The sequence below is a fragment of the Arthrobacter vasquezii genome, from assembly GCF_029455255.1.
Classification (GTDB): Bacteria; Actinomycetota; Actinomycetes; order Actinomycetales; family Micrococcaceae; genus Arthrobacter_D; species Arthrobacter_D parietis.
This window is the reverse complement of sequence record NZ_JAROKN010000056.1, coordinates 1-18156: the sequence shown is the minus strand read 5'-3', so window position 1 is coordinate 18156 and position 18156 is coordinate 1. Positions and strand designations below refer to the sequence as shown.

Here is an 18156-nt window from a genome sequence, read left to right as displayed (position 1 = left end):
CGGTCATGCAGCCGGCACAACCGCAGCCCTAGCCTCAGCCGCTAACTGCTCACGCGCCGAGCGCACCGCCCATCGCCCCGCCGCTGCCTTCCCCGCTGCTGGGAGCCGAGCGCAGGGATGATGACTACGGCCGTAGAGATGACGACTACCGACGCCGCTACGATGATGATGCCCGCCGCTACAGCAACGACCGCCGGGGTGAGGACCAGTACGGACGCAAGCCGTACCGCAAGAAGAAGGACAACTGGCTAGGGGAGATGTTCGACTTCTGATCAGATGAAGCCGAAGACAGGCGGAAAAAGAACGACGACGACGGCGCCCCACGCGCCATAAACCGGCAAGTACCGCGTCTGCCAGTTTTCGAGCTGCCCGAATGGGCGCCGTCCCCGCAGGAACCCGACGGTCAGCCAGGCGGCGCGCACCAAATGCACCAAGAGCAGGAGGTTGAGGCCGAGGGCGGCGATCTTGTTGGGACTGAAGCCAAACTCGGCAATGCGGGTGAGCATCGCAGTCAGCATGACGGCGTCCACAGCGATGGCTGCAATGACAAGGACCAGCTGCAACGCGTCGAAGAAGCCGGGCCGGGCGAGGAAATCCCGCGCGGAGATCGAGTACAGCAGCAGGGACAGCACCAGGATCAGGATCGCGTCCATGAGAATGAGCAGCTCGCGTTCGACGTCCACCAGGCCGCCGGCAGCGGCGATGACGCCCAGGAGCGCCAGCAGCATCACGATGGTCAGCGGTGTGAAGATGCGCGTGAGGACCGGAGCGATATTCTCGACGACGTTCTGTTTGGCTTCGACAAGCCAGGCCGCCACCACCAGTGCGCCGGGCACGGCAAAGGGCAGGATCCACTCGGCCAGGACCGGTTCAAGATCGGTGCCGATGAGAGTGAAGGCGCCGAGCGTCAGGCCAATCAACACGGCGCCGCCGAGGGCAAGCAGGGTGTAGTAGATCGCGAACTCGCCCGTGAAACGGACAAAGTCCATGCGGCGGCTGTCGGAGCGCCATCGCCCGCCGACGTACGCCAGTCCAGCCAGGAGCCACAGGATCACCGGAGCATGCAGCACCGCGAGCAACTCCGTGGACCCGCCAACGGAGAACGGATAGGCATTGAGGATCACTGCGAGGACACCATAGGGGATCAGGAGTGCAGCGCCGGCTCGCGGCGTCAGCCGCCGCTTCCATGTGAAGTAGCCGGCGATGAAGGGGACTACCAGCAACCCTAGGTTCCGTGCGAATACGTTCTCGTTTTCGATCAGGAGGAACCCAACCTTGACTGCGATCCCCGCACCCACGGCCAGCGCGAGAACGACTGCCAGCTCGCGCCACGCAGGGGTGCTGCCGTCGTCGTCGGGTGTTTTCTCCGGAAGGAGGACAAGCTGCTTCCACAGCCGGTCCGAGTGTTCGCGTGCGAATTCCTGCGAGACGGCGTCGAGGTTTCCGAGACGCTTGATCGCAACGAGGAAGGCTTCCTCGTCATCAAGTCCAGTGGCTTGGCGCTCGGCGATTTGTTCGCGGAGGTGGTCTTCTAGCTCGTCGACGTCGGCGGGGGAGATGGCCCGGCGGCGCTGAACGTAGCTGCGCCACCGGTCAATCTGAGCCTCCAGCTCTGCATGAGCTGCCATCACGCCCACCCCTCCGTCACTGCCGGTGGCGTGGGGGAGGCGTGCCAGACCTGACGCAGTGCGTCGGCGACCACGGTCCACTGCTGCTGGCGTTCAGCGAGGGCTTCCCGCCCGGTCTCCGTGATGGCGTAGTGCTTACGACGGCGGCCGGCGTCCGAGGTGCCCCACCTTGCGTTGACGTAGCCGAGCCGCTCCAGCCTGTGCAGGAGTGGATAAAGCATGCCGTCGGTCCATTGCATGCTCCCACCGGACAGCTCGCCGACGCGCTTGAGGATGGCGTACCCGTAGAGATCGCCCTCCGCGAGGATGCCCAGGACGAGCGGGGTGGCGGAGGCCGCCACGAGGTCTTTGTCGATGCGCACTGCTACTCCACATACCTAGAGGTGTTAGGTGTATGAAGCATAGCAGTGCTAGGTATGGACCTGCTCAGCCGTCGCTCTGCGCGCTGTAGTGAACCCTCACCTGGGCAGGCGTCAGTGCACTGGTATAGACGGCAACTTCGTCGAGACGGCCGGCGAAGTAGTTGCTGGTAGGCCTGGCGGGCCAATTGGCGAGTTGCCCTGCACCGATCTGCCAGTGTCCGCTGTACGCATCGGTGTGGGTCCACCGTGTGTCAGAGGCGAGCAGCTCGCCATCGACGTACAGGAACATTCCATTGGTGGAGAGGCTGGCAACGACGTGGTGCCAGGCGCCGTCGTTGTACTGGCTATCGGTGAAGATCGCTCTGCGTGTGTTGGGCCGGATGCCGAAGGCGAGGTGCCCGCTGTTGAGCATGAATACGGTGCGGTCGTGCCGGGAAACGCTGGTGATGCTGGTGTTATTCGCGAACCCGATGATCTGTCCGCCTTGATCGGTGGTGGTGTTGAACCAGGCTTCGATGCTGAAAGTCTGCGGGTTGTCGTGCCGGGTTGCTGTGATGAGCGAGCCGCCGGAGCCGTCGAACTGCGCCGCCCGGTTGTTCATTTTCGTCAAGGGCCCAGGCACGCTGTAGGTGACTCCACCGGAAGGGTACGTAGTGTCCCGGCGGTTCCCGGAGGAATCAACCAGAGCCCCGGGTCCGCCTTCTTCAAGGTGGTAGTGATATCCGGGCGCGTCCGCCAGGACTTCGACGGCGTAATTGCCGGTTGTTGTGGCGAGGGCTGCCCGGTGATGCGCGCCTATCCTGGTGGCGCTCAGCGGTGCGGGGTAGATGGCAATCTCGTCGAGACTGCCCGTGAAGTACGTATTGGTGGGCCGGTTGGGCCAACCAGCGAGGTTGTCTCCGCCGATCCGCCAGTACCCGTTGTACGACTCGGCCGCCCGGTTGGGATTGGACCCGACCAACTGCCCGTCGATGTAGAGAGCCATCCCTGCCGGTCCCAGTGTGGCTGCAACGTGATGCCAGACGCTGTCGTTGTAGCTGGCAGGGCTGGTGATGACGTGGGTGACACCGGTGTAGGTGCCGAAGTTCAGTTTCCCGTCCGACCCCATGTACAGGTTCCTGTCATACCTGCCGCTGGCTCCGGTACGGGTGTCACCGAACCCTGCCAGCTCGCCACCCTGACCGCTGCCCGTCCGGAACCACAGTTCAATGGTGAAGGCCTGGGGACCAGGTATGGGTCCCGGGGTTGAGAACGTTGAAGTGGGTGTCCCGCTATGGGTGATGGCGAAGTTGGTTTCGCCGGTCAGCGCACCGGGGACGCTGTTCGTGACGCCGAAGTAGCTGTACATCGCGTCCCTGTTATTCCCCGAGGCATCCTGGGCGACGAAAATGGAGGGGGCCTCGTCCAGCGGGTAGTACGCCCACGGTGAATCGGGAGCGATCACTGCCCGGTAATTGTTGTACATGCGGGACCCAAAGGAGGCGGCGGCTTGCCAGCTGTTGCCTGAATTCGCTGCCCGACCGCTGAAGTAGGCGTCAATCGGCCGGGCGCCGAAGGCGGTTGCGGCAGCCGCCGGAAGAGCGAGCAGCGGGACAGCGCTGAGCAGGTTTCGCCTGGACAATCCGCTTCCAGCGGCAGCGGGAACTTGCTGCGCTACGAGATCGGGGTTCGGGTCCCCGTGGGAAGGCGGGTCGGTGCTGCGGAAGCGGCCCGGGATCGACAGCGCGACGGCAACAAGCGCGGCCAGCGTTGCGACCGACCAGATAGCGAGCGCGGGCAGGTGTCCGGTGCCGAGCCAGTAGCCAGGCAGCCCGACATAAGGCACCAGCAGTCGCGCCTGCCCCGTGATCCGTTCACGTCCCAGCGGTGTGCTGTCGACAACGGCGTTAGCGTCCCCGGCCGTGACGAAGGTGCCGTCCTGGTTCGCAGCGACGATCCGGTGGAGGACGGCGCGTTCCGGATCGCCACCGGACCCGGTCTCGGTGCGGAAACTGACCACACCGCCCATGGGCACCGGCATCTCCTGCTGGAGTTCGCTGAGGAGGACGACGTCACCGGTGCTGATGTGCGGTTCCATGGACCCGCTCTGGACTACCGTTCCTTGCCACCCCATGAGGGAAGGCAGCAACGCCATGAAGGCGAGGCTGAGCAGGAAGGCCAGGTAGGCGCGAGCGAAAGAGACGATGAGGAGCGGACCCCACCCGCTGGCGAACCCGGTGGAGGAGTGGGGGCGGTCCCGTGCAGTCACGGGCGCCGGCTACGGCGTCGGAGTTTCTTCGGTCTGCAGTTCCCACACCAGGTCGATGCTGATCCGGGATCCCTGCAGCGCATCGATCTGCTGCTGGGAGAGGCCGGTGGTGTCGAACTTCCAGGAGCCGCGGTAAACTTGGCTTTCGCCTGGGTTGCCCGTGGTGGTCCAGGCAGACCCGCCGTTGAGGTAGTTGTTGTTCATCTGGGCTAGAGCGGAGATGGGCGCGCCCGGTTGGGTATCCGGCGTGGGAGCAAACCCCGTGCAGTCGTTGAAGGACCCGCCCGTGCCCTGTTCCACGTCGAAGATGATGTGATTCTCGAGGCCTGCTGCAGACGGGGACAGGTTCTGCGTGTAGGCGCGGACTTCGCCGGCAACGTTCGATCCGGACGTCACAACGATGCATTTCTCCCCCGAGTCGCCGGGAACAATTCCTTCGGCGGTGAAGGCTGCTCGGCCGGCGTCGTCGTCGGTGAGCATGACCGTACCGGTGCTCCAGGCGTTACCTGCGTTGCGGGTGGTGGCGGTGAAAGCGGCCTGCGAGCCCTGCCACACCATCCCTCCGGCCAGCAGCACGGCGATTGGGCCGGCACTCAGGGCAGCGATTTTCCGGACGCGGGCAGAGGGAGCGTTCATGTGAGACCTTTGCAAGAGAGGACGAGATTGGCCGACCCCGACTTGCCCGTTCCCTGCGGGAACCTCGGCACAACTCCGGCGTCACTGCGACGCTACGTGAGAAAGCGGCATGGGCCAAGGAGATGGCCATCGATTGAGGAAAAGCTTCGCGTATACCGCTACTTTCCTGCGTTGGTAGGGCGGTTGTAGGCGTAACCCGAAGCGCGAGGGGCGTCGTTCTCAGCCGCGGGGGCGCAACTGGACTGCCGGCATCGTCGGTGCCGGTAGCGGTTTCGGCTGACCGGCAGGGAAGGGGCCGAAGCGCGGGTAGGGAGCGCCGTCGTCGTACGTTGAGTCCTGCGACAGTGCCGGTTCGGCACCAATTTCCGCTTGCCAGGCAGCGCGGTAAGCGACCACCTCTTCATGCGAGCGGCCGACGAAGTTCCACCACATCACGATCTGCTCGCCCAGCGGTTCGCCGCCGATCAGGATGAGCCGTACCGGGTCCGCTCCGGCCTCGACCGTGAGGGACTGCTCCCCGACAGGCAAGTAGGCAAGATGGTTCACCGGCACCTGCGACCCGTTGAGGGTCAGATCACCGGCATCCAGCAACACGCCGTGCTCGAAGGCGGGGGTCAGCTGCAGTTCCAGGCGGGCACCGGACTCCAGATTGATCTCGGCGGCCAACAGCGGCGGTGTGTAGGTTTCGATCGGGGAAGCCGAACCCGCCAGAGAGCCGATGAAGACCCGCAGCGTGGTTCCCTCGCCGGTGACCGGCTCCGGTTCGTAGTGCTCAAAGGTGGGCGGCATGTGCCGGGTTGAATCGGGCAGGGCGTACCAGAGCTGCACACCGTGGAGGAGCGAGGTGTCTGGGGTGGAGAACTCCTGATGCGAGATCCCGCGACCGGCGATCATGAGGTTGACCTCGCCGGGACGCACCAGGGCATCGGCGCCGGAGGAATCGCGATGGCTGACTCCACCAGTGAAGAGCAGGCTCACGGTGGCCAGGCCGGTATGCGGGTGCCGGGGGACCTTCATTCCGCCCGAGGCGGACACCGGGTCCGGCCCGTAGTGGTCCAGAAAGCACCATGACCCGATCAGGCTGCGCCGGCGCTGTGGCAGTGTCCGGCGCACGGTCATTGCCCGCGGACCACCGAGCGGTACGTCGCGGGGGACCAGCAGTTCGGCGGTCAACGGTGCCCGATCCCCTCGGCAGACGATCTCCTCAGGATGCACGTCCAGATTGGTCATGCCTTCGCTCCAGTCAGGTAATTTGGTTCTCACTGAATGGTCTCAGTGAATTATCTCGATTGCATCCTCGTCTTCCAGCTGACTGCGCGATATCTGCTCACAGCGCTGCGATGACGAGCCGGCGGTGCCTCAGCGGAAAGCGGTCTCATCATGTCTCAGGGTTACGTATGACGGCGGTGTGGGCAGCCATCCGGTCTTCACTGGCGATGGCGCTGGCTCTGCTGGTGACACAGGGAGCGGGCGGACCCTTTGCGTGGGCCGTGCCGCCAGCCAATGAATCCGGGGTAGTCGGCAGGCAGAGCCCGGTGCAACCCTTGGCGCCGACGGAGTTGGAGGATGGCCGGTACTTCGGCCCCGAGCTTGATTGGTCCGGTGCCGATGCGGCCGGGTATGTGGATCAGACCGGCGTGACGCCGTCGTTCTTCAGCAGGCCGTTCTCCTATCCGTTGCAGGAAGCCCTCGTGCGGGACCTTCGTGACACTGCGCTGCAGGCTGCCACGCTGGGTTCCGCCGTTGTTGTCACCCTTGAACCATCGAAACCGCTCGCCGAACTCACCGAGAATGACGCCACGGACCTTGCTGGGGTGCTGGAGCTCGCCGGTGAAGAATATGGCACTGCCTTCTTTGTCCGGTTCGCGCCGGAAATGAACGGTACCTGGTATGAGTGGGGGCAGCAGCCCGAGGACTATGTGTCGGCTTTCCAGACCGTCGCTTCGGCTGTGCACGCCGGTGCGCCGTCCGCGGCGATGCTGTGGGCGCCGTCGTATGCAGCCGGCTATCCCTTCACGGAGTCATACGGCGCCCTTGAAGGAAGCGAGGACGCCAAGATCCAGGCGCTCGATACCAACGGCAACGGGTTGGTCGAGACCGGCGACGACCCCTACCGGCCCTATTACCCTGGTGATGACGCAGTGGACTGGGTGGGGCTGAGCATGTACCACTACGGCAGCTACGAGCCGGGTGCGATCGCGGACATCGACGATCCCCGCGAGTATTCGGGAGCGATCATTACCTCCGTGCTTCCCGAGCAGGATAAGTTCCGGAGGCAGCTCGAAGGAACGTACGGCATGCCGCCCGGAGCACCGACGATCGATTTCGCGAAGGAGTACGGGGCGGAGCGGGGCCAGCGCTTCTTCGTGCAGACAGCTGCGCTCTATGACCCGGCGGACCCCGACAGCGCAGAAGAAACGGACATCAAGACGGCGTGGCTTGAGCAGCTTTTCGATCCTGCCATCGCTGAGGAATATCCCGAGATCGGGATGATCTCGTGGCTGGAGCTTGTCCGTCCGGAGCCTGAAGCGGAGGGCCGAACCGTCGACTGGCGGCTGGGAGCGGAGGAGGCAACCTCGGCAGCCCTGCGGCAGACACTTGAGGGGGCCTCGGATGTCCTCCTGGCCCCCGTCGTCGACCAGTACGTTCAGGAGGAAGCCAGCGAGACGGCGGCGGAGGTGTCAAACCAAGGTATGGGCACCACGATTGTGGTGTGGGTTTCCGCTGCGGCCGTCGCCCTGGTGGTTTTCTGGCTGATCGCTATGGCGGTGCGCCCGGCGAGGCGTCGTCAGGACTGATCGGAGAGCGGAACCGTTCTGTGTGTTCATTATCATGTTCTACCTGAGTTCACATGAAGGAAACATTCGGAGGGCGCTTTCCTCCGGCGCTATCCTTTCCCGGGTACCTCAGCAGCGATAGGAGAGTCGAATGGACTCGACAATAGAAGCGATCCGCAACGACGTAGTACGCCGGAACCCCGGTGAAACGGAATTCCACCAGGCCGCGGACGAGGTCTTCGATTCCCTCGGCCCGGTGCTCAAGAAGCACCCCGAGTTTGTCCAGGCATCCATCCTCGAGCGGATCTGCGAGCCTGAGCGGCAAATCATCTTCCGCGTGCCCTGGGTCGATGACGCGGGCAAGGTCCGCATCAACCGTGGTTTCCGCGTTGAGTTCAACTCCGCACTCGGCCCCTACAAGGGCGGCCTCCGCTTCCACCCCTCGGTATACCTCGGGATTGTCAAGTTCCTGGGTTTCGAGCAGATCTTCAAGAACGCGCTCACGGGCATGCCCATCGGCGGCGGCAAGGGCGGATCCGATTTCGACCCCCGTGGCCGCAGCGACGGCGAGGTCATGCGCTTCTGCCAGTCATTCATGCTGGAGCTCTACCGTCACATCGGTGAATACACGGATGTGCCCGCCGGGGATATCGGCGTGGGCACCCGCGAGATCGGTTACATGTTCGGCCAGTACAAGCGGATCACCAACCGCTACGAGTCGGGCGTTCTGACCGGCAAGGGCACCGGCTGGGGCGGTTCACTGGTTCGTCCGGAGGCAACCGGCTTCGGTGCCGTCCTCTTCGCCAAGGAGATGCTCGCAACCCGCGGCCTGAGCTTCGAGGGCCAGCGCGTGGTTGTGTCCGGTTCCGGCAACGTGGCGCTGCACGCAATCGCCAAGGCGCAGTCGATGGGCGCCAATGTCATCACCTGCTCCGATTCCTCCGGTTACGTCGTCGAGGAGCAGGGTATCGACGTCGAACTCCTCCGCGACATCAAGGAAAACCAGCGTCTGCGCGTCAGTGATTACGCCGAGCAGCGCGGGTCAGGAGCGGTGTTCGTCCAGGACGGTTCCATCTGGGATGTGGACGCGACCGTCGCGCTGCCGTGCGCCACCCAGAATGAATTGGACGACGTCGCCGCGAAGCGCCTGCTCTCACGCGGACTGATTGCCGTGGCTGAAGGTGCCAACATGCCGAGCACGCCTGAGGCGATTGAGTTGTTCCAGGATGCGAAGATCCTTTTCGGTCCGGGCAAGGCGGCAAACGCCGGAGGTGTGGCGACGTCGGCTTTGGAGATGCAGCAGAACGCCAGCCGCGATGCGTGGACCTTTGAGCACACCGAGCGCCGGCTGGAGGAAATCATGGCCAACATCCATGAGAGGTGCGCTACCACGGCTGACGAGTACGGACTGCCGGGCAACTATGTTGCGGGCGCCAATATCGCCGGTTTTGTGCAGGTTGCCAACGCGATGCTGGCGCTCGGGGTCGTCTAACGGCCGTGCTGTTGCCTAACCGCCCGGTGAGGCGTTTCTTACCGGGCGGTTAGACGGAACTATCCCTCGCAGTCGGCGCAGTACTTGTTGCCGTTCTTTTCCCGGGCGAGCTGTGAACGGTGTCGAACCAGGAAACAGGACATGCAGGTGAATTCATCCTGCTGTTCCGGGATGACCTGTATCTGAAGTTCCTCTTCGAGGACAGCGCCAGGCAGATCCAGGCCTTCAGCTGTGTCTGTCTCATCTGCATCGATCGCCGAATTCTGAGTGGAGGCGCTGCGCTGGGCTTTGAGTGCCTCCAGCGACTCGTTGGCCGGCTGATCCTCTTCGCGTACGCGCGGTGCGTCGTAATCCGTAGCCATGGGTGCTCGTTTGTCCTTTGCTGCTTGAGGTGCTGCAACAGGCTACACGTATTTTCTGGACTCATCCCCGGAAAAACAGTATGCGGCGTCTTTGACGAGTCACATCCGCCAGAGGCGAACACTCCAACCAAGGATGTGCAAGCCCGGACCTAGAGGTGGAACGGCGCCTCGTTCTGGTCACAGATGTCGCGAATGTGACTCACGAGCCCGCCGCTGAGCGGAATGCCGGCCGCCAGCCGTTCGGTCCGGACCGTCCGTTCGATATCCCCGGGCACCAGTACCGGGCGGTCCGGCGCTGCCGGCGGCTCCGCACGAAGGAGGTCGACAATCTGCGACACCGATGCTGCAAACTGCTCCGCGTCCCCGAAAAACGCGGGATCGATGACCAGGCAGAAGTGACCAATGTCATTCGGATCCGAGGGCTCCCTCAGCGGGGCAAACGTTGCACCAGCGAGCGCGCCGGCCAGGATCTGGACCATGAGCGCGAGCCCGTATCCCTTGTGGCTGGAGAGCTGTTCCGTCCCGCCGAGCGGACTCAAGCCGCCTTCCTTCTGATCCCGCAGCTGGCTATAGCCCGCGTGGGAGTCGGTGACCGGTTGGCCGGCGCCGTCCAGCACCCACCCGGCAGGCAGCGGCTTCTCGAGGTAGTCGTACACCTTCACCTTGTTCATCGCGACGGTGCTGGTGGACATATCGAGGAGGAACGGCTCCGCCTCGTTGGCGCTGGGCGCGGCGAACGCCAGCGGATTGGTTCCGAGCACCGGCCTCGAACCGCGGGTGGGAACCACCGTCTTGGTAGGGGTGGTCGAGGTGACCAGCCCAATCTGACCGGATTCCGCGGCGATCCTCGCGTAGTAGCCAGCCGCCCCGAAGTGGTGCGACCGCCGTACGGTCACAACTCCGACGCCGGTCTCCCGCGCCTTGGAGACAGCGAGCCGCATTGCGGTCACCATCGCTGAATGCCCAAGATTATGCCCGCCATCGACGACGGCGGTGGACGGACCCTCACGCTCAATCACAGCTTCCGCGCGGGTGTCGAGTTTTCCTGCATCGATGAGCCGCTGGTACATGGGCAGCATGGAGATCCCGTGGGAATCGATGCCCGCAAGATCGGTGTCCACCATTACTTCGGCGGTGATGTGCGCGCGCTCCGGAGCCATACCCCACGCGGAAAGTACCGCCAGAATCTGCTGCCGGACAGTGCCTGCTGAGTACTGCGTCATCGGTGCCTCCCGCGGCCTGGTTCTACTTCATCCCTCACTGACAACACTAGGACGAAACCCCCGCTACGCCGGCGCAGCAAACTTACGACGGCGGTACTCGGTTGGGCTCACTCCGAACCTCCGTTTGAATGCAGTGCTCAGCGCGAAGGGGCTGCCGTAGCCGATCTCACCCGCGATCCACGCCGTGGTGTGGTGCGGGTCTGCAAGCAGTTCGCTGGCCAGAAGCATTCGCCAGTTGGTCAGGTACGTCATGGGTGGCTCTCCGACGCGCGAGCGAAAGCGGGCCGCGAGCGTAGCCCGCGATACATTCAGTCGCCGGGCGAGCGACTCGAGCGTCCACGGTTCAGCGGGCAGCTCATGGAGCAGCTCAAGGGCCCGCCCGACGACGGCATCAGCACCCGCTGACAGCCAGCCTGTTGCACTTTCGGGGTGAGCGGCGGTCCACGCACGCACGGAATGGACCAGGAGCACATCCAGCATCCGATCGATCACGCTGCCTTGTCCGGGAGCGTCCGTTGCAACCTCGCAGGCAAGTAGCTGCACCAGCGCGGCATTGACTGCACCGGCCGGTATGACGGCGATGCGCGGCAATGCTGCCGTCACCGCGGAGCCGACCTCGGCGTCGGTCTCATACGTCCCGATCAGCATGGTGGTCTCGCCCGACGCAGTGTTGCCCCACGTCCGGACGCCGTGGCTCATGCTCAGGTGGACCGGCTCGCCGCGGAGCGTGGTGCACGCCTGCCCGGGATGAATGACGATGCTCGCCGCCCTCCCGGGCTCATCGGCCACAATATATGGACCGGGCCCGCGAACGAGCGCAATATCGCCCGCACTGAGAGCCGTCGAGTTCCCGTCTGCCGCCAGCCACGCACCGCCGGTCAGCATAGCCATCACCGTAAACGGCGCCTGATCCTGGACATCGAGAGACCAAGGCGGGTTCATCGCCACCTGTAATGCGAAGGCCCGCCGGGCATGAGGTCCGTCGAGGAAGTGCGTCAAGGGATCCATAGCGCAAACTCTAGACGATCGCGTATGCTTCTGCTGTGTACAACTATGGGAAGTCTGCCTGAGACAGGGTTTGCTTGGTGCATGACTGCTGATCTCTTTCAAACCGTTGCAACTACTACTGCGGCAGTGTGCGCTGGCGCAACAGGCGGGGTGTACGTTGCGTTCTCCTCCATGGTGATGCCCGCGCTCAACTCTCGTCCGGGGAGCGAAGCCATCGGCGCCATGCAGCGCATCAACGTCCAGGCGGTCCGTCCACCGTTCATGGTGCTGTTCTTCGGCGGCGCTGCCGCTTCGGTAGTGGCGGGGCTGACCGCGGGTACTACGGATACCTACGGTCTCGTGCGGTTGGCGGGAGCAGTGCTGTCGCTCGCCAGCTTCGGTGTGACTGCGGCCGTGAATGTTCCGCTCAACAACAGGCTTGCCCGAGTCGCGGGCGCTGGTGATCTAGCCTGGCAAGCGTTCGAGCAGCCATGGACCCGTGCGAACACCGTGCGGGGCGTGCTGGCGCTCGCCGGGGCTGCTGCCCTCGCAGGTTCCCTAACGCGGTGATCTGTGGACTGCACCAAAAAGCGCGGCGGACGCCAAGCGAGCCGCCGCCTACTTTGCCCGACAAAACCTGAAGCACCGTAGGGAATCCGAGCAGAGATCTGAATGGTGGCACCGTGCCCAGTGGGCGTTGGAAGCCGTTACCTCCGATAACCTCGCCCGCAAGAAACACGGCATGGCTATTCTCGGACACCTGGCCAAGAGTGACCTGGCTGGCAAGGAAGAAGCCGAGATGTTTCAGACAGCTTGGCAAATCATCCTCAAGGAGGACGAGGAACAGTCCGACGAGACGCCGAACCGTGGACGATGGTCTCGACGTGCGAGACAATGAACCTGTCACCGAACGAGCAGAGGAAGTTCTCATGAGCGGAACACTTCACGCCCGAAAGGCAAAGAAGGTACGTCGTACGGTGCAACGGTCTGCCCAGCCGCAGCAGGACGATGAACAGCTGCAGATCCTCGCTGCCCGCCTTCGCGTTACCACCGACAGCAAGCTGGACAAGGAAACCCCGAAGTGGGTCAAGGAGCTGGCCGCGAAGCCGCTCTGATAAATCTGCAGAAGCCCCGGACGGGTGCCTCCTTTCCGGGGCTTTCTGCTGTGCGGACCACTGGACCCGCCTAAGGTGAACGTCATGCGCTCCAACGAAACCATCGAACAAATCAACGCAGACGGGCTGATGCCTCCACGAGGCAAGTACAGTCACGTCACCATCGCTCACGGCACTGCCTACATCTCCGGTCAGTTGCCCGTGAACAGCGAGGGGGAGCCGGTCACTTCCGAGAGCTTCGCGGTGCAGGCCAAACAAACGCTGAGCAACCTCGATGCCTGCCTGGCATCGGCGAGACTCAAGCGAACCAGTCTGGTCCAGGTGCGGGTGTACCTGACGGATTTGGCTCACTGGAAAGAGTTCGACGAAATCTATGGCGAATGGATCGGTTCCCATCGCCCCGCCCGAGCCGTCGCAGGGGTAAACGCGCTCAATCATGGAGCGGCGCTCGAAATGGAAGCCACCGCCGTCGTCGATTAGAGCCACACGCTGCCCGAGAGACGAGACGAGCCCCGCACAGATCAGATCTCGGCAGTTCCCCGGAAGCACGTTGTTGTGGCGCCGCCCACCCAGACGGTGCCGTCGTCGTCGGCTGTGATGGTGATGTCTCCCGCCCTGCCCAGCCGGGAACCCTGCGACACCCGATAGGTGCTCGGCATTGCACCGGTGCCGGTCAACCATTGGCCCACTGAGGCGTTCATGCTCCCGCACACCGGGTCTTCGGGAACGCCGAGAGCGGGCGCGAAGGTACGCATCTCGTAGGCATGCTCGGAACCGTCGGGATAGGCGCCGACTGCGCCGATCATCGCCGTCGGGATCCGCGACAGATCAGGTTCCAGATCGAGCACCTCCTGCGCGGTGGCCAGCCGGATGACCGCCCAGCCCGGCCCGTTGTCCACCCACTGGTGTGAGAGCACCTGGTCCTCGCGGATGCCGAACGCGGCGACGATCCCTGCGAGGTACTCGCCCTCCAGGTTCCCGGTGCGTCGCGTGGGTGGAGCGGCGAAGGACAGGATCTCGTCGCCGCGCCGGACATTGATGAGCCCCGCCGTGCACTCCTGCACAACCAGGTCATCGCGCCGCGGCGTACCGCCAGCCTCAAGCCAGGCGTGCGCTGAACCGAGCGTCGGATGACCGGCGAACGGAAGCTCACCTCCCGGGGTGAAGATCCGTACGCGGTAGTCCGCTTCCGGATTGGTGGGCGGCAGCAGGAACGTGGTTTCGGAGAGATTGGTCCAGCGAGCCACGCGCTGCATCGCGTCGTCGCTCAGCTCCTCACCATCCAGTACGACGGCGACTGGATTTCCTAGGTACGGAGTCGGAGAGAACACATCAACTTGTGCAAAGGGACGGGAGGAAGTCATGCGAGGAAGTCTGTCAGGACTGCTCGAAGGAGACCAGCCCCGGCCCCCTCTGGCCGGATAAGACGCTAGCGATCGTTCGTATACCGCAGCAGAACCACGCCGTTGCTGAACCTCCGCGTTTCCTCGAGCTTGAGATTCAGCTGGACCTTGGGATCTTCGAAGAGCGGCCGGCCTTTGCCAAGCACTACCGGATGGACGCAGATGCGGTACTCGTCCACCAGGCCGAGCCGGAGAAAGCTGGCTGCGAGGTTGGCTCCGCCCAGCGCGATATCGCCGCCGATCTGCGCCTTCAGCTCGGCGATCTGTTCAGGAACGACGTCGGAAATCACCGTCGTGTTCCGGCCCGCCTCCGAAAGGGTTTGTGAGAACACATACTTGCGTGCATCCCGCCAGATCTGTGCGAACTCGATTTCCGGTTCGGAAGCATCCGGATTCTGGTCAGCGGTGGGCCAGTACTCGGCCATCAGCTCATGGGTGACGCGTCCGTCGAAGAAACCGGCCATCGCGCGGCACTGCTCGTTGAAGTAGCTGTGAAGCTCTTCGTCCACCCGGTGCCAGCTGATGTCCCGGTCGAGTCCTTCGAAGTAGCCGTCCAGGGAGACGGACATCATGAGGATGATCTTGTTCATTCAGGAACCTCCGGAAGCAGCGGGAGGCGGCAGGGCCGTCGTCGTACTGTCCAGTGAAGCACTCACACGCCTTTCGGAACAGGGAACAGAGGCTCTCTTGTCCATCAGGAATCAAGGAAAGTTCTACCGGGGGATAACCCGTTGCGCCCGGACTGCGGGACGGGATTTTTATCGTTGACAGAAAAATTGAGCAGGACTATGGTTGCCGATACAACGCACTTATATCTTATTCTTTTGCTGATTCTGTGAAAACCGCCGGCACGCGCAGGTGGGTTTTCCCCTCGTAGGTTCCCACTCACTCTTTGTATTGCAACGGAGTGCCATGAGCAGTGTTGGTCTGTTATATGTTGGCGCAGTTCTTTTCATTAACGGTCTCATGCTTATTGGAGTGGTTCCCGGTAAATCGGCAGCCATTTTGAATTTCTTCGTCGGGATTATGCAGGTTGTCTTCCCGACCATCATCCTGATTCAGGCCAACAACGACTTGCCGACGATCTTCGGCGCCGCTGGCCTGTATCTTTTTGGTTTCACGTACCTGTATGTGGGAATCCTTCAAGCGACCGGAATCAGCGGCGAGGGTCTGGGCTGGTTCTCTCTCTTTGTTGCAGCCTGTGCGGTGGTGATCGGAATCCTCCAATTCACTCTGGTCGCGGACCCGGTGTTCGGCGCGATCTGGCTGACCTGGGCGGTCCTGTGGTTTCTGTTCTTCCTGCTGTTGGGGCTGGGTAAGGACTCCCTGGCCTACACCACTGGCTGGTTCACGATCTTTGTGGCCCACATAACCGGCACCATCCCCGCGTTTTTCCTGCTGGTAGGCAGGTATGAGACGAACACCGGCCTCGCCTTGCTGGTGACTGTCGCAGCAGTTGCTGCTCTTGCGGCGGCGTTCTTCCTTGGCCGAAGAGGCATCCCGCATGCCAAGCCGTCCACCCAAGATGGCGTGGCGGTAACTGCCTGATCATTCATCCGACACGGAAGGGCGCGTTCTGCATGCCGATCTATGAATACCTTTGTCCCCAATGTGATGTGTTCGAGGCCATTCGCCCCATGAGCGCAGCTGCGGAATCGATTACGTGTCCGCAGTGCCGGCAGACGGCCCACCGGAGGATGAGCGTGCCAAACATTTCCCGGACAGGTTCGGCAGCCTTCCGATTGATCGATTCAACTTACCGTTCGGCATCGGAGCCGCAGGTTGTTTCCGGAGGGCTTCCGGCAACGGGTAGTCGAAAGACGCAACGCTATTCATCCAATCCGCTTCACAAGAAACTACCCCGGCCCTAATCAGCGGGCCAGACAGCATTTTTGAAGGAGATGCAATGCCTGACGTTATATTTCCCCTTGATTCATCAAAGAAGTTCGAAGATCAGGAAAAGGTTGGACATAACCGGTGGCACCCGGAGATTCCTCCGGTAGCCACAGTGAAGCCCGGTGATTCATTCAGGGTTCACTGCCGCGAGTGGTTTGACGGCGCTATAGTCAACGACGACTCCGCGGATGACATTCTGAACGCTCCGTTGCTCACCGTCCACAAGCTCAGCGGGCCTTTCGCCGTCGAAGGAGTCAAGCCGGGAGACCTGCTCATCGTCGATATCCTCGACGTGGGCCCAATCCCGCAGGAAGATTCAGGGCCGCTGGCCGGGCAGGGATGGGGCTACACGGGTATCTTCGCCCGAAACAACGGCGGAGGCTTCCTGACCGAGCAGTTTCCTGACGCCTACAAGGCGATTTGGGACTTCACAGGTCAGATGGCGACGTCGCGGCACGTACCGGAAGTGTCCTATGCGGGACTCATCCACCCCGGTCTCATGGGTACGGCTCCCTCTGCAGAGTTGCTGGCGAAGTGGAACAAGCGCGAGGGTGACCTCATAGCCACGGATCCCAACCGGGTGCCGCCCCTGGCTCTGCCGCCCGAAGCGGAGCATGCCGTTCTCGGAAGCCTGGCCGCGTCGGAATTCGATCGCGTAGCGGGCGAGGCGGCGCGCACCGCTCCACCCCGGGAAAACGGCGGTAACCAGGACATCAAGAATCTTTCCAAGGGCTCCCGGATTTTCTATCCGGTCTTCGTGGACGGCGCCAACCTGTCACTGGGCGATCTCCACTTTTCACAGGGCGACGGCGAAATCACCTTCTGCGGGGCCATTGAGATGGGCGGGTTCATAGACCTCAGGGTTGATGTCATCAAGGGCGGCATGGAGACCTATGGGGTCAGTGAGAATGCGATCTTCATGCCCGGCATTGTTGATCCGCGCTACAGCGAGTGGATCGCTTTCTCCGGCACCTCTGTGACCCTGGACGGCAAACAGCATTATCTTGACTCGCATCTGTCCTACCAGCGAGCGTGCCTGCATGCGATCGACTACCTGACGAAGTTCGGCTACAGCCCGGAGCAGGCTTACCTGTTGCTGGGATCCGCGCCGATTGAGGGGAGGTTGTCCGGGGTGGTGGATATTCCCAACTCCTGTTCAACCGTCTACCTCCCGACTGCGATGTTCGAGTTCGACGTCCGTCCCTCTGCGGCTGGGCCGCACAAGATCAACGCCGGCATAGGGGCGCCGAAGTCGAACAATACGTAGGAGGGCTGTGGCCGGTCGTTCCTTGGGGAGTGCCGGACCTACTAACTAGCACCCGCACCTTCCTCGGTTCAGCGCGCTCAAGGGCGGGCCGGATTCCCCGGGTACCGGGCCAGCACATCCGGTTCCGGCGGCGTGTTGCGTTGTGACACGCCGTGTTGGCGTCAGGAGTTGGGGGATACGGTGCGGGGCCGCGACCGGGATGCCGAACGAGTTCCGGCGCGCGTCCGGACGGTCACACCGGCACAGAGAACGACGGCGAGGCCTCCGACAATGGTCGGCCACGTCAGGTTCTCCCCGAGCAGGAGTGCAGCCCACGCGATAGTCAGGACGGGCTGCACCAGTTGTATCTGGCTGACCCGGGTCATCGGACCGATTGCCAGTCCGCGGTACCAGGCGAAGAAGCCGAGGAACATACTGACCACTCCGAGGTAGGCGAAGGCGGCCCACTGTACCGCTGAGGCTGCCGGCGGCTCCTCAATCATGGCGATGGAGGTCAGCAGAACCATGAGGGGAGCGGCCACAACGAGGGCCCAGGAGATGACCTGCCAGGAACCCAGGTCGCGGGCCAGCAGGCCGCCCTCGGCGTAGCCGATAGCGCCGGCCACTACAGCACCGAGCAGAAGAAGGTCCGGCCAGCTGAAGCCGCCAAGCCCGCCGGAGGTGAAAGCGGCGAAGGCAACCGTGACCGCTGCGCCGATGCCGCTCATGATCCAGAAAACCAGCGGCGGACGTTCATGCCCGCGCAGGACGGCCGCCGTCG

20 protein-coding genes are annotated in these 18156 nt (G+C 63.1%); 9 read left to right on the top strand and 11 right to left on the bottom strand.

The window, feature by feature from the left end; genetic code table 11:
- Positions 1-272 precede the first annotated feature (272 nt).
- The 5 genes from P4U43_RS14930 to P4U43_RS14910 form a co-directional block, all read right to left on the bottom strand.
- Positions 273-1628, bottom strand: a complete 1356-nt coding sequence (locus P4U43_RS14930; RefSeq protein WP_277359442.1) for a permease prefix domain 1-containing protein — start codon at positions 1626-1628, stop codon at positions 273-275.
- Positions 1628-1990, bottom strand: coding sequence for a PadR family transcriptional regulator (locus P4U43_RS14925; protein ID WP_277359441.1), 363 nt, complete (start codon positions 1988-1990; stop codon positions 1628-1630). The genes P4U43_RS14930 and P4U43_RS14925 overlap by 1 nt, the downstream gene beginning before the upstream one ends.
- 64 nt (positions 1991-2054) lie before the next feature.
- The gene (locus P4U43_RS14920) at positions 2055-4238 is read right to left on the bottom strand and encodes a signal peptidase I (protein WP_277359440.1); all 2184 of its coding nucleotides are present in this window, start codon (positions 4236-4238) and stop codon (positions 2055-2057) included.
- 9 nt (positions 4239-4247) lie between these two features.
- The gene (locus P4U43_RS14915; RefSeq protein ID WP_277359439.1) at positions 4248-4874 is read right to left on the bottom strand and encodes a hypothetical protein; all 627 of its coding nucleotides are present in this window, start codon (positions 4872-4874) and stop codon (positions 4248-4250) included.
- 219 nt (positions 4875-5093) lie between these two features.
- Positions 5094-6104 carry a pirin family protein gene (locus tag P4U43_RS14910; RefSeq protein WP_277359438.1) on the bottom strand — a complete coding sequence of 337 codons (1011 nt, stop codon included), beginning with the start codon at positions 6102-6104 and terminating at the stop codon, positions 5094-5096.
- Positions 6105-6271: 167 nt separating this feature from the next.
- On the opposite strand from P4U43_RS14910, the gene P4U43_RS14905 reads away from it, so the two are divergent.
- Positions 6272-7672: a glycoside hydrolase family 26 protein gene (locus P4U43_RS14905; RefSeq protein WP_277359437.1), complete on the top strand. Its 1401-nt coding sequence runs from the start codon at positions 6272-6274 to the stop codon at positions 7670-7672.
- Positions 7673-7802: 130 nt separating this feature from the next.
- The gene (gdhA, locus tag P4U43_RS14900; protein ID WP_277359436.1) at positions 7803-9143 is read left to right on the top strand and encodes an NADP-specific glutamate dehydrogenase; all 1341 of its coding nucleotides are present in this window, start codon (positions 7803-7805) and stop codon (positions 9141-9143) included.
- Positions 9144-9202: 59 nt separating this feature from the next.
- Here gdhA and P4U43_RS14895 read toward each other — a convergent pair whose 3' ends face one another.
- From P4U43_RS14895 to P4U43_RS14885, 3 genes are all read right to left on the bottom strand, one after another.
- Entirely contained in the window at positions 9203-9505 is a 303-nt protein-coding gene (locus P4U43_RS14895; protein WP_056544775.1) for a DUF4193 domain-containing protein, read from the bottom strand.
- A gap of 149 nt (positions 9506-9654) precedes the next feature.
- The gene (locus P4U43_RS14890) at positions 9655-10728 is read right to left on the bottom strand and encodes an Ldh family oxidoreductase (RefSeq protein ID WP_277359435.1); all 1074 of its coding nucleotides are present in this window, start codon (positions 10726-10728) and stop codon (positions 9655-9657) included.
- A gap of 63 nt (positions 10729-10791) precedes the next feature.
- A complete protein-coding gene (locus P4U43_RS14885) occupies positions 10792-11736 on the bottom strand; it encodes an AraC family transcriptional regulator (protein ID WP_277359434.1) in 945 nt (314 codons plus the stop codon).
- 81 nt (positions 11737-11817) lie between these two features.
- Here P4U43_RS14885 and P4U43_RS14880 point away from each other — a divergent pair, with 81 nt between their 5' ends.
- The 4 genes from P4U43_RS14880 to P4U43_RS14865 all read left to right on the top strand — a co-directional run bounded on the left by P4U43_RS14880 (position 11818) and on the right by P4U43_RS14865 (position 13310).
- A complete protein-coding gene (locus P4U43_RS14880; protein ID WP_277359433.1) occupies positions 11818-12285 on the top strand; it encodes an anthrone oxygenase family protein in 468 nt (155 codons plus the stop codon).
- Between the two features lie 172 nt (positions 12286-12457).
- Positions 12458-12613: a hypothetical protein gene (locus tag P4U43_RS14875; protein ID WP_277359432.1), complete on the top strand. Its 156-nt coding sequence runs from the start codon at positions 12458-12460 to the stop codon at positions 12611-12613.
- A 31-nt stretch (positions 12614-12644) separates the two neighbouring features.
- On the top strand, positions 12645-12830 hold the full coding sequence (locus P4U43_RS14870; protein WP_277359431.1) for a hypothetical protein: 186 nt from the start codon (positions 12645-12647) through the stop codon (positions 12828-12830).
- A gap of 84 nt (positions 12831-12914) precedes the next feature.
- A complete protein-coding gene (locus tag P4U43_RS14865; protein ID WP_277359430.1) occupies positions 12915-13310 on the top strand; it encodes a RidA family protein in 396 nt (131 codons plus the stop codon).
- Positions 13311-13351: 41 nt separating this feature from the next.
- Here the strand turns inward: P4U43_RS14865 and P4U43_RS14860 are convergent, their stop codons facing one another.
- Together P4U43_RS14860 and P4U43_RS14855 are read right to left on the bottom strand one after the other, a co-directional pair.
- Positions 13352-14194, bottom strand: a complete 843-nt coding sequence (locus P4U43_RS14860) for a PhzF family phenazine biosynthesis protein (RefSeq protein WP_277359429.1) — start codon at positions 14192-14194, stop codon at positions 13352-13354.
- A 65-nt stretch (positions 14195-14259) separates the two neighbouring features.
- Entirely contained in the window at positions 14260-14823 is a 564-nt protein-coding gene (locus P4U43_RS14855) for a dihydrofolate reductase family protein (RefSeq protein ID WP_277359428.1), read from the bottom strand.
- Positions 14824-15145: 322 nt separating this feature from the next.
- Between P4U43_RS14855 and P4U43_RS14850 the strand changes: the two genes are divergently transcribed.
- From P4U43_RS14850 to fmdA, 3 genes are read left to right on the top strand one after another with little or no spacing between them, the layout of a single operon-like run.
- Positions 15146-15781 (top strand): AmiS/UreI family transporter, encoded by a 636-nt coding sequence (locus P4U43_RS14850; protein ID WP_277359427.1) that lies wholly within the window; start codon positions 15146-15148, stop codon positions 15779-15781.
- 32 nt (positions 15782-15813) lie between these two features.
- A complete protein-coding gene (locus P4U43_RS14845; protein ID WP_277359426.1) occupies positions 15814-16104 on the top strand; it encodes an FmdB family zinc ribbon protein in 291 nt (96 codons plus the stop codon).
- A gap of 35 nt (positions 16105-16139) precedes the next feature.
- The gene (gene fmdA, locus P4U43_RS14840; RefSeq protein ID WP_056544758.1) at positions 16140-17396 is read left to right on the top strand and encodes a formamidase; all 1257 of its coding nucleotides are present in this window, start codon (positions 16140-16142) and stop codon (positions 17394-17396) included.
- Positions 17397-17557: 161 nt separating this feature from the next.
- On the opposite strand, the gene P4U43_RS14835 is transcribed toward fmdA, so the two are convergent.
- The coding region (locus P4U43_RS14835) for a DMT family transporter (protein WP_277359425.1) at positions 17558-18156 on the bottom strand (599 nt) is incomplete at its 5' end.